The following is a 12,227-nucleotide window of genomic DNA, read 5'->3' on the forward strand; positions in this document are numbered from 1 at the left end:
ACAAAACTAAAATCAGGTATTCTCTACTTTACTCAGCTGGTAAAACTTAGGAGAAATTACATTTAAAAAAATAAAAGAACTGAAAGCTAATAGCGCTCCCGTAAAAAAAGTAAGTTTGAAGTTATCAGCATTGTTGCTATACACCCATCCTGAAATAAAAGCTCCCATACCAATTCCAATTTCAAGGAATATATAAAGGGTGGCTAATGCTTTGCCCCTCTTTCTGTCATCGGTTAAATCAATTGCCCACGCAAAAACCGTAGGTGAGTTCATACCTACTGCCAAACCAAAAATGATACCTGCTCCTATCAACGTATAAAGTGAATTAGAATAGGCAATAAGTATCATAGCGCAACCCAATAGAAAAGAAGAAACTTTTAACACCTTAATACGGCCTATTTTATCTGAGATTTTACCCGCTAAAATTCTGACAAGCAGTGAAGCTAGTACAAAAACTGCAAAAAATAAGCCTTTGTTGCTAATGCCTAAATGCCTGGAATAATCCGGCATTATTGTAAGTACCAGGCCAAAAGAAAACACGCTTAATGACATAAAAACTGCAGGTACCATCACGCGCTTTTCAATAATTTCATCTCTTTTTAGCTTCAGCATGCTAAACTGGAATTGTACCTTATCTGCTAATGTTTCTTTCATCCCTGCCACAATTATAATACTCAACACTGCTGTTAAAGCAGAGGCATAAAAAACATAGTCTACCGGGTACATGCTTCCCAAATAACCGCCTAATGCATTTCCTGTTGCAGTCCCCACAGATATTGCCACACCTATAATCCCCATAGCTTCTCCCCTTCTGTTGAAAGGAACAATGTCTGCTACATAAGCAGAGTTGCCTGTAGGGGTAAAACCTGTGGAAAATCCGTGAAGCAAACGAAGCACAAAAAAAGCAATGACGGATGTTACAAAAGGATAGCTTAACCCTGCTACAAAGCAAACTATTGCACCGAAAATCATCACCGGCAGCCTGCCTACTTTATCCGCCAGCTTTCCACTAAAGGGTCTGGATAACCCAGCTGTGATGGTAAATAGTCCAATAATCAAGCCTTTATATTCTGCACCACCCAGGCTGGTGAGGTAATCCGGTAGCTCAGGAATGATCATATTAAAACTCGCAAAAAATAAAAAAGCACTTATACTAAGTGCTACAAATGATCTGTTAATAAGGTTTTGTTGTTTCACTACCAACGAATAAAATATCAAATAAAATCACCTTCCTTCATCAACTTATCTATCTTAAGCAAAGCAGCAACGCTTAACGAATCGGTAATTTCTCCCTTCATCACCATTTCTACTGCTTCCTTTAGAGGAATTTTCTTGATAGAAAGGTCTTCAGTATCTTCAAATTCTGTTGCTCCTGCCTTTAAATTAGTGGCAACAAAAACATGTCCTACCTCATCGGAAACGGAATTGCTTAAATGCATTGTCAGTAAATGCTCCCATTTTTCAGCTGTAAAGCCTGTTTCTTCTTTGAGCTCTCGTTTTGCGGTGGCTAAAACTTCTTCACCATATGGACTGCCACCCTCCGGAATTTCCCAGGAATATTGGTTAAGAGGATAGCGAAACTGACCTACCAACCACGTATTTCCCTGTTCGTCAATTGGTACAACGCCAACTGCAATATTTTTGAAATGTACCTTTCCATAAATACCATTTCCTCCTGCTGGGTTAATCACCTGATCTTCTTCTACTTTGATCCAGGGATTTTCATATTTAACTTCTGAGCTGGTGGTTTTCCAGGGGTTGGTATTCATTGAATTTTTATCAGACATTTTATTTAAGCTAAAAAGAGAAATGCAATCCTGGCTTAAAAGTCAGAAATTTACGCTAACATTCAAAAGAGTAACTAAATAATATTCAATCCTTATCTGTTTAATAAACCCCGCTACCAATCATTACTAAGGTACATGCGAATTCGGTTTCAATACCTTTTTCAGCCGCTTTTTCAGCAAATTCAGGGTTTTCTGTGCCAGGGTTAAAAATAATCCGCTTAGGCTTCAATCCTATTAAATAATCATAATACTCTGGTTGATGCTGAGGCCCAATATATAGCGTTATGGTATCAATGTCTTTCAAAACGGGAAAAGTCTTTATATCCTGAATCTGTTGTCCTAAAACTGATCCTTTCTTGATTCCTGCCAGTTCAATTTCGTGCCCTGCTCCGGTTAATCTTTCTGCTGCCAGATAAGCATATCTTGAGGGGTTATTTGTGGCTCCTACAATTAATGTTTTCTTGCTCATTTTATTCCTGGTATAATGCTACAATCTGTTCCGCACACCTTTCTCCATCCATTGCCGCAGAAACTATTCCACCTGCATACCCGGCTCCTTCTCCACAAGGGAAAAGTCTTTTGGTGCTTATATGTTCCAACGATATTTTGTCTCTCGGGATACGAACCGGTGAAGAAGTTCTGCTTTCAACCCCAACAATTTGTGCATCATTAGTGAGATAGCCCTTCATTTTTTTACCAAAAGAAATAAATGCATCTTTTAACCTGTTGTGAATAAAATCAGGTAATACTTCCTTCATATCAACGGAAAGCAAACCAGGCTGATATGAAGTTTCTGCCAAATCTGTACTCCGTTTATCTTTCGTGAAATCTATTAACCTCTGCGCAGGTGCTGTTTGTGTTTTCCCTCCCATTTCCCAGGCTTTCTTTTCTATAGCTTTTTGTAATTTCAAGCCCTTTAAAGGTCCGTATTGTTCGTATGCTTCCATATCCTCCAGTTCAATAGCAACTACTATTCCTGAATTGGCATACCTTGAGTCTCTTCTGGAAGGGCTCATTCCGTTTACCACTACTTCACCTTCTGCCGTGGCTGAGGGAACTATAAAACCACCCGGGCACATACAAAAAGAAAATACACCTCTTTGCTTCCCTTTATAATGAGTTTGGTGGACTAATGCATAAGATGAAGCAGGCAGGTAATTGCCTCTGTCATCACATTTATATTGAATTTTATCAATAGTTTGCTGAGGATGCTCCACCCGTACCCCAAGTGCAAAAGGTTTGGCCTCTATAGTAATATTTGCCTGATGCAGTTTTTCGAAAATATCTCTGGCTGAATGCCCTGTAGCAAGAATAAAAGATTCGCCCTCAAAGAGTTCTCCACTTTCTGCCTTTACAGCTTTTAGCTCATTACCGGATACTATAAACTCCGTGACTTTTGTATTAAAATGAACTTCTCCGCCTTTATCGATAATGGTTTCACGGATATTCTGTATAATTTTTGGAAGTTTATTGGTTCCAATGTGTGGATGCGCATCAATCATAATATCTTCTGAAGCCCCATGTGCCACCAAAATTTCAAGTATCCGATAGATATCTCCCCTCTTTTTTGATCTGGTATATAATTTACCGTCTGAATATGTCCCGGCACCACCTTCTCCAAAACAGTAATTACTCTCTCCATTTACAATGTGCTTTTTGTTAATATCAGCTAAATCCCTCCTTCTGGCTCTCACATCCTTGCCTCTCTCTAACAGTACAGGTTTCCAGCCCAGTTCAATTAGCCGCAAAGCTGCGAACAAACCTGCAGGGCCCGCTCCTATTACCACAGCTCTTCTTGCACCATTGACATCAGGTAGCTTTTCAACAGCATATTTAACCCTGGGAGGAACAGGCTCATTGCCAAACACTTCAACTTGCATACGTACCTTCACCTGCTTAGAGCGTGCATCAATAGATCGCTTATGGATTCTCACGGCTGCATCACTCTTCAGGTTTAAAACATTTCTTATATGATCTAAAGCATGAACTTCATCAAAAGCCTGTTCAGGAGATAAAATGATTTCCTTTATGTACATAAAATGTATTCTTAATTAGGGATTGAGCGTGTTAACTTTTTTCAACCTGAAAACATAACCAAAGGAGAGTCCTACAATTGGCTGGAGCTTAAACCTTTCCTCCTTTAAATTCTGAAATATTTCCGGTTGCCCTATTGTATTTTCTTCATTATTATAAAAGTAATAACTGAAATTAATGCCTGCATTAATATCAAATGTGAAGCCACTATCATTAAGATTTTGTAAAATTCTGCTACCCACCAATAAGCCATACCGAATACCATGGGCATCTAATTTTGCTTTCATCTCTGCTCCATTGGTATTTGCTTCATACGCTTTAAAATGGCTGATATTAGTATAAGAAACCGAATGCCCAAAATAAGGCACTCCTAATTTGGAATCTTTATGGTAGAAGCGCTGCCTTAAACTAAAACCAAATCCTTCAAAAAAGTCCTCCCCTATTTTTAAGTTAAGTGACCGGGAGAAAAATGGATTTCTGAATGTATGAAACAATAATTCGTAACCAATTCTTTGCTGTATGTTATACTCAATGGAAGTTTGCAAATCACCAAAAAGCATATTAAAGGGGTTTACCTGCAAAATAATAGTAGGAAAATCTGAATTCTTCGGTTGAAAGTAGGAGGCTCCTTTTGATCGGAATTTATAGTCCGGCTTATTATACTTTGTACTCTGGTTTTTACCTGAATTATTTTTTGCTTGCCTTAAGATTGGTTCATACTCCTCATAAACAGGTTTGTAATAACCTGCAAGTTTTCCTTCTTCATCAAAAAGCTCCCAGGTTCCCACCTTTTTTCCGTCTTCTATAGTGCCGGCCATCTTAACAGTTCCATTCTTGTAATAACCAGTATATTCTCCCAGATCATCTTTAAAACTGGCAGTCCCTTCTATTTCACCTGTTTCGTAATAGTAAACCCACTGCCCCTGGTTTTTACCGGAAACTATTTGCCCTTTTAGCTTAAGTTTACCGTTCTCATAAAACTCTTTGTAGTTACCTGTTCCCGCCTCATATATTCCTTCACCCTTCAATACGCCATCATCGTAATAAAGCTTCCAGAATCCTTCTTTCTTACCTCCCCGCTCTGCCCCTTCAGCTTTTACAGAACCATTTTCATAATAATACACCCACTTGCCATGGCTTAAATTATCTACATAATCTCCTTCACCAGACACACCACCGTCTTTATAATAATAAGTCCATTTACCTTCTTTTTCTCCTTCCAGATAAAACCCTTTGGACTTTAATTCCCCTGTTTCATAATAACTTTTCCACAGACTATCGCTCTTTTCATTTTTGATAAAACCTTCCAGCTTTAGAGCTCCATCAGGGTAGAACTCCTTGTAGAATCCATCTCCTTTATCATAAATAGCCTGCCCCTTTAATGTACCGCCTTCATAATAATATGACCAAAGCCCATTCTTTACATCATTTATATAAGCACCCTGGTTTTTGACTACTCCTGTCTCATAATAATATACCCAATCTCCCTCACGGAGCCCATTATAAATGTGGCCCTCCATACTTAATTTTCCATTTTCGTAGTAATAGGACCATAGTCCGTGATTGGAATTATTCTTGAGTTGCCCCTTCATTTTAAGCCCCCCATTTTCATAATAGTAAGCCCACTGACCATAGGATTCATCATCAATATACTGCCCTTTACTCTTCAATTGACCGGACATGTAGTAGGACTCATAGTCACCATATAAAACACTGGGATCCATATCTTTAACGAAATACTTTTCCTGCAGCATTTCTCTTTCATCATCATAGTAAACCCTTACCTCTTTACTTTGAGCTAAGAGCTGAACTGATAAAAAACAAAAGATAACTACTAAATTAATTCTCATATCTACATGAGTGATTTCATCCTACTATTTGCTCCATTACCCAACCCTTTCCCCACTCTTCTTTCTCCTCTTCTGACCATAAATCAGGAAAAAATATTCTCTTTTGAAATCTGGGAGGAAGGTATTTCTGCCAGTTGGTACCTCCTGTAGCCTCTATATCTGATTCTTTAGAATGCAAATAACGTACTGCGGACTTATAATGCACTAATGGCCAGAAAACGTTCACTTGCAAATCAAAATTTCTTAATACTTCAATTAACTTTTCATTTTCCTGATCTGCTTTCTGTAGCTCCTGATACTTTCTCCAGAGATTACAATTTTCAAATCGTTTGATCCGGGAAATAAATTCCGGTTGGTATTTCCTTTCAAACTGTTCTAAAGTAAGTGTTTTCTTGCCTGTTTCCAGCTCTGTAGCACCTTGTTTCCAATAAACCTTTTCATATTGTTCTTCTAATGAGGCATTTTGTAAAGCTTCTCTTTTATCTTTTTGCACCAGATTAGTAATAGGAGTAGATGAAAACTCAATTAACCTATATTGTGCCGATTGAAATCCACTTGCAGGTAAAAGGGCCATTCTAAACCGCTGGAACTGTTCTTTTTCCATTCCCTGTACCATGATTTCAAAAGATTTAGTCAGTGCTTCAAAGTACCTCACCATACGTTCCATTCGTGCAATGAAGTAATCAGGATTGAGTTCTTCATTCCAGCCTCTATCTTCTCCGCTATTAGTAACGATTTTTCCATTACCTGCCACCTGTTCTATTTCATGAAGACAAAGTTTAAAGTATAATTCTGTAATCTGATGGTACATTACGAAAATTAACTCATCCGGGAAGTCAGTCTTTGTTTTTTGTAAAGTGAGGAGTGTATCTACATTAATATAATCCCAGTAATTAGTATAGTTGGAGAGGAGCAAACCATCCAGGTAAGAAGAGGCATCCTGTCCCATAGATTGATATTTCTCGTTTAATTTTTCCAGGTTTTCGCAGAGTTGGTCTTTGTTCACTTTTTCAAAACTTTTGGGTTGCTTGTTCTATTATATATAGTAATGGATTACAAAAAAATCCTCTTAAATTTGTGATGTTCGAAACAGAATACAAAATTACAAAAATATAAACCAATTCTATATGACTACACCTTCAAATGACCGCTTTGAATCTCCTGACTTTTATGTATTGGATGAACTGTTGACGGAAGAGCATCTTCTGATCCGCCAGTCTGTTCGTGATTTCGTGAAGAAAGAAATTAGTCCGAACATAGAAGAGTGGGCACAAAAAGCACATTTCCCTTATGAAATTGTGAAAAAATTTGGTGATGTAGGTGCATTTGGTCCTACTATACCACAGGAATATGGTGGTGGTGGTTTAGATTATATCTCCTATGGCTTAATAATGCAGGAAATAGAAAGAGGTGATTCAGGCATGCGTTCTACAGCCTCTGTGCAAGGGTCGCTGGTGATGTATCCTATATATAAGTTTGGTAATGAGGCTCAAAGAAAAAAATATTTACCTAAGCTGGCTTCCGGTGAGTGGCTGGGCTCCTTTGGTTTAACTGAGCCGGACCATGGTTCTAACCCTGGTGGCATGACCACCAATTTTAAAGACAAAGGAGATCACTACTTGCTGAACGGATCCAAAATGTGGATTTCTAATTCTCCAAAATGTAACGTGGCTGTAGTTTGGGCTAAGAATGAAGAAGGTAGGATTCACGGATTAATTGTGGAAAGAGGCATGGAAGGTTTCACTACACCTGAAACACACGGAAAGTGGTCATTAAGAGCAAGTACCACAGGGGAGTTAGTTTTTGATAACGTAAAAGTACCAAAAGAAAATCTTTTAGAGGGTAAATCAGGCCTAGGAGCTCCAATGCAATGCCTTGATTCTGCCAGGTTTGGAATAGCCTGGGGAGCTATCGGTGCTGCCATGGATTGCTATGATTCGGCTAAAAATTATTCCCTGGAGCGTATTCAGTTCGGAAAACCCATAGGGTCATTTCAACTGATTCAGAAAAAGCTGGCTGAGATGCTCACCGAAATTACTAAATCACAATTATTAAATTATCGCTTAGCGCAACTATTTAATCAGGGAAAAGCTACTACTGCACAAATTTCCTTAGCTAAAAGAAATGCCGTAGAAGTTGCACTCAACATTGCCAGGGAGGCAAGACAAATACATGGTGGAATGGGCATTACAGGAGACTACCCTATGATGCGACATATGGCTAATTTGGAATCTGTTGTTACTTACGAAGGCACTCATGATATTCACCTGCTTATTTTAGGAAAAGAAATTACGGGTATAGCTGCATTCGAATAATTATTTGTATTTTAATGACATGAAATCAATATGAATTTTTGAGGCTTTTAACCAATTGCTAAAAGACTGAAAGAGAGGACTTAAATACCGAAAAAGGCATAGATTTGATGTAACAATTAATGACCAAATAAACACATGAGAGCAAAGAAACAAATGCAGGTAATGCTTGCTTTATTTTTAATAGTAGTAGCAAGCCACCACAAACTATTTTCTCAGGATATTATAGTTTTAAATAATGGTGAAAAAATTTCTTCAAAGGTAATTGTTATAGGTATCTCTGATATTACCTATAAAAAATTTGAAAACTTAGAAGGGCCTGATTATGTAATTGCAAAAGATGATGTGCTTAAAATCACCTATGAAGATGGAAGAGATGAGTTTTTCCTGCAAAAAAGTCCTTCAGCATCCAATAAAAGACCCGCTTCCTCTGTGGAGCCAGGCTTGAACCTCGCTTATAAAGGCACCCTAGATGCAGATTTTAATTATAACAAAAAATGGCCATTCTGGACTACTTTTGGTGGAACGATCATCTTTTTGCCGGTAGGATTAGCCGCAGGGCTAATTTCAGGAATTGTTACGCCCAATATTGCTGTGCTCATTCCTGAAAAAGAACTACTGGAAAACCCTGTATACTACGATGCTTACATGAAAAAAGCCAAGTTGAAAAAGTGGGGAAGAGTAGGTAGAGGATTGGTTTTTGGAGTAGCATTTAACGTAGCTGTTTTTATCATTTTAAGTAGCAGCTATAACTGATAAATAGTTCCAGACTTAAATTAAAAGCAACTAATTCACATTTTTTACGATAAATAACCTATTAAAAAAGTATCTCAATTCTTTCTACTTTACTGAAATCATTTTTAAAAGTATGAAATGAAAAAGATATTATCCTAAAAACATATAAGAATGGAAAAACACGAAATAACTAAAAAGCAAAGTAAGCAGAAAATAGATGAAGTATTAAGTGAATATGAAATCCTAAAAGCAGAAGCACGAAATGCTCAGGCAGAAAGAAAAAAGGAAATAGAGGACAACATTAAAGAATTAGACGAAAGAGAAAAAGAGCTGCGAGCTAAATATGATGAGATGGAACATTTTGGCGATACAACTTTAGAAGAACTAAGCAAAGCTTTTTTTACCTCTGCTAATGCATTTTCCGATCATGTTAATAAAGTTAAGAAGAAAATTTAAATTCAGAATTACAAACCGGCACCCCCAATGCCGGTTTTTTTATACCCCAACCAGAATTTGATTCTTTAAACAAAAGTGGCTTTTGAATACCCCTCTTTAAGCATCATACTCTTGTATGTGCTATTTTTTTGCCTTATTTTTAACTAACCATTCATTTTTAAACCAACTATCAATGAAACTGCCCCTTTTTTTATTCCTACTCTTTTTTTCACTTACATCATTTTCTCAGCAATTCAACCGACAAAAGATGGATAGCCTATTTAATGCTATTGAACGGGAAGATCAGGGAATGGGCAGTGTAGCTATACTAAAAAACAGTGAGTTAATTTACAATAAATCATACGGGTATAGTGATTTCGAAAAGCAAAAAAAGGCAGAAGCCAAGACAATCTATAGAATAGGGTCAATCTCTAAGACTTTTACTGCTACCTTAGTGATGCTTGCAGTAGAGGATGGTAGTGTGAAGCTTGATGACCCATTGGCAAACTTTTACCCTCAATTCCCTAATAGTAAAAAAATTACCATTGAGCATTTACTCCGGCACCAAAGCGGTTTGTATAATTTTACTAATTCTCCGGAATATGCGTCCTATATGAATGAGCCTCTGAGTAAGGAAGAGGTACTTAGAAAATTAATGACAGGAGGATTTAATTTCGCACCGGGTGAAAAATTAGAATACTCCAACACAGGTTATGTGTTGCTCTCCTACATCCTGGAAGACATTTACAAAAAGCCTTATGAGCAAATTTTAACAGATAAAATCACCAGGCCGCTCAAACTGGATAAAATCAAATTCGGACATAGCATTAATGCTAAAGCTGGTGAAGCGTATTCCTACCAAAAACAGAAACAATGGGAAAAGCTTCCGGAAACCTACACAGGCATACCTATGGGGGCAGGGGCTGTTGTTTCCAATGCAGAACAACTCAGTAAGTTTTTTAATGCTCTATTTTCAGGTAAAATAGTTTCAGATAGCTCCTTACAAAAAATGAAGCAACTTGAAAACAATGTAGGAATCGGCTTATTTCCTATTCCATTCGGAAATAAAATGGCTTTAGGTCATAATGGAGGCATAGATGGATTTCAGTCGGTAAGCGTCTACTTTCCTGAAGAAAACATAAGTTTTACAATTTTACATAATGCTGTAGCTTACCCTATCAACAGTATACTCATTGGGATGCTTTCAATTTATTTTAACATTCCATACAAAATACCTTCATTTAAAGCAGTAGAAGTCAGTGCAGAAGAATTAGAAGCACTTACTGGAATCTATTCTTCCGAAAGCTTCCCTCTTAAAATTACCATTTCAGCTGAAGGAAATCAGCTAATGGCTCAGGCTACCGGCCAGCCTTCATTTCCTTTAACTGCTGAAACAAAAAAAGTATTCAAATTTGATGCTGCCGGCCTTAAAATAACTTTTAATCCGGAGGAAGAGGAACTTCAACTGGAACAAATGAATAAAGTCTTCATTTTAACTAAAGAAAAATAGAAAATCTGTTGTAGAATGTTTTCTTCCAGCAGTTAAATCAGCAATAGCTACAAAGTGCCAACACTAAAGAATTATGATATCATTTATAGAAAACTGGAACAAATCGGCTGTTCTTCAATTTATTTTTTTAGTACTTATTTCATTTGGAATAGGCTTGCTGATACGTTATCTATTTTTTAAACTCCTTCTAAAGACCAATGATAAAAGTGACAAAGCACTTGTAAAAAAACTGGCAAATAGGTTTAAAGGAAGCATATTCCTATTTATTCCCGCTTTTATCATTCTAACATATCTGCCAACAATTGGCTTTTCAGAACTTTGGTTAAACATAATTAGCAAAGGATTGGAAATCACCATTATGGTTTCATTTACCATTATCACGATAAGGTTAATTTATTTCATTCAGGACGTATTGTTTCAAAAATATAATGTTGAAGAAGAAAATAATATTAAAGCACGTGAGGTGGTTACTCAAATTACTTTTATCAGAAAAATTGTAATTGTAATAATGATTGTTGTTGCCATCAGTCTAATCCTTTTACAGTTTGATGGAGTAAGAAAATATGGCGCTACCATACTTACTTCTGCAGGAGTGGCAGGGATTATCATCGGCTTTGCCGCTCAAAAAACAATAGGAAATTTATTGGCAGGTTTCCAGATAGCTTTTACGCAGCCAATAAAAATTGATGATGCAGTAATAGTTGAAAATGAATGGGGCTGGATAGAAGAGATAAACCTGACTTATGTAGTGATAAAAATATGGGACTTAAGGAGATTGGTTGTGCCTATCACTTATTTTACGGATACTCCTTTCCAGAACTGGACAAGAAATTCTGCTGACATTTTAGGCTCAGTATTTCTTTATACAGACTATAGCGTACCTATTGATGCATTAAGAAGTGCTTTTGAAAGCTTTTTAGAAGAAACACCGCTGTGGGATAGAAAGGCTCAGGTACTTCAGGTAGTAGATTGCACTGAGAAAGCGATGCAAATACGATTATTGATGACTGCCAAAAACTCTCCTACAGCGTGGGACTTAAGATGCTTTATCAGAGAAAAGATGTTAGTATTTATTCAGGAAAACTACCCTGAATCTTTACCCAAAACAAGAGTTAACTTAAATGCTGAAAGCAAGCTTTCACCAAAAGGTAAAGAACCACTCACCTAAACTGAAAGCACCTGAAATCTATTTTATGTGGATTCTAAAATTAGATTCCACAATGGGTGATCATTTGTTGGTGACTTTCGGAGATATATCATTGATTCTTGTGTAATTGCTTAATAACCTGAGGTCGATTATTAAAGATTTGAATGCTTATCATGTTTTCATACATAGAAACTAATTCAGGACTATCTTCTGTACTTAAAAAGCAAGCTCCATTGTAGGCTCTTTGATAATCTTGATAAGTGGAATATCTAATCAACCCCATTACAATACGCTAATTACCCATAATGTTTAGAATATGGGTCTTTGGGATGGAAATGCTTCAAACTTTCAATTTACCACTATACATATTCATTGGTACTTCCTTAATATTTAGCCCTATTTGCCAAATGCACTATT

The 12,227-nt window shown here is 37.0% G+C and carries 11 protein-coding genes; 5 read left to right on the top strand and 6 right to left on the bottom strand.

Going from position 1 to position 12,227, the window contains the following annotated elements:
- Positions 1-12: 12 nt before the first annotated feature.
- The 6 genes from IEV85_RS03080 to IEV85_RS03105 all read right to left on the bottom strand — a co-directional run bounded on the left by IEV85_RS03080 (position 13) and on the right by IEV85_RS03105 (position 6,677).
- Positions 13-1,197, bottom strand: a complete 1,185-nt coding sequence (locus IEV85_RS03080) for an MFS transporter (protein ID WP_188460338.1) — start codon at positions 1,195-1,197, stop codon at positions 13-15.
- Positions 1,198-1,214: 17 nt separating this feature from the next.
- Entirely contained in the window at positions 1,215-1,787 is a 573-nt protein-coding gene (locus IEV85_RS03085; RefSeq protein WP_229712483.1) for an NUDIX domain-containing protein, read from the bottom strand.
- Between the two features lie 100 nt (positions 1,788-1,887).
- Positions 1,888-2,256 carry a CoA-binding protein gene (locus IEV85_RS03090; protein WP_188460339.1) on the bottom strand — a complete coding sequence of 123 codons (369 nt, stop codon included), beginning with the start codon at positions 2,254-2,256 and terminating at the stop codon, positions 1,888-1,890.
- Position 2,257: 1 nt separating this feature from the next.
- Positions 2,258-3,823, bottom strand: a complete 1,566-nt coding sequence (locus tag IEV85_RS03095; protein WP_188460340.1) for an NAD(P)/FAD-dependent oxidoreductase — start codon at positions 3,821-3,823, stop codon at positions 2,258-2,260.
- 15 nt (positions 3,824-3,838) lie between these two features.
- Complete coding sequence (locus IEV85_RS03100; protein WP_188460341.1) at positions 3,839-5,671, bottom strand: toxin-antitoxin system YwqK family antitoxin; 1,833 nt, start codon at positions 5,669-5,671, stop codon at positions 3,839-3,841.
- A gap of 16 nt (positions 5,672-5,687) precedes the next feature.
- Entirely contained in the window at positions 5,688-6,677 is a 990-nt protein-coding gene (locus tag IEV85_RS03105) for a tryptophan 2,3-dioxygenase family protein (protein ID WP_229712484.1), read from the bottom strand.
- Positions 6,678-6,798: 121 nt separating this feature from the next.
- On the opposite strand from IEV85_RS03105, the gene IEV85_RS03110 reads away from it, so the two are divergent.
- The 5 genes from IEV85_RS03110 to IEV85_RS03130 all read left to right on the top strand — a co-directional run bounded on the left by IEV85_RS03110 (position 6,799) and on the right by IEV85_RS03130 (position 11,831).
- Positions 6,799-7,986 (top strand): acyl-CoA dehydrogenase family protein, encoded by a 1,188-nt coding sequence (locus IEV85_RS03110; protein WP_188460342.1) that lies wholly within the window; start codon positions 6,799-6,801, stop codon positions 7,984-7,986.
- Between the two features lie 135 nt (positions 7,987-8,121).
- Entirely contained in the window at positions 8,122-8,739 is a 618-nt protein-coding gene (locus IEV85_RS03115) for a hypothetical protein (RefSeq protein ID WP_188460343.1), read from the top strand.
- Between the two features lie 150 nt (positions 8,740-8,889).
- Positions 8,890-9,174: a sll1863 family stress response protein gene (locus tag IEV85_RS03120; protein WP_188460344.1), complete on the top strand. Its 285-nt coding sequence runs from the start codon at positions 8,890-8,892 to the stop codon at positions 9,172-9,174.
- Between the two features lie 172 nt (positions 9,175-9,346).
- On the top strand, positions 9,347-10,663 hold the full coding sequence (locus IEV85_RS03125; RefSeq protein WP_188460345.1) for a serine hydrolase: 1,317 nt from the start codon (positions 9,347-9,349) through the stop codon (positions 10,661-10,663).
- Positions 10,664-10,736: 73 nt separating this feature from the next.
- Positions 10,737-11,831 carry a mechanosensitive ion channel family protein gene (locus IEV85_RS03130; RefSeq protein ID WP_188460346.1) on the top strand — a complete coding sequence of 365 codons (1,095 nt, stop codon included), beginning with the start codon at positions 10,737-10,739 and terminating at the stop codon, positions 11,829-11,831.
- The last annotated feature ends 396 nt before the right edge of the window (positions 11,832-12,227 follow it).

It is taken from the genome of Marivirga lumbricoides, from assembly GCF_014636295.1.
In the GTDB taxonomy this organism is placed as follows: Bacteria; Bacteroidota; Bacteroidia; order Cytophagales; family Cyclobacteriaceae; genus Marivirga; species Marivirga lumbricoides.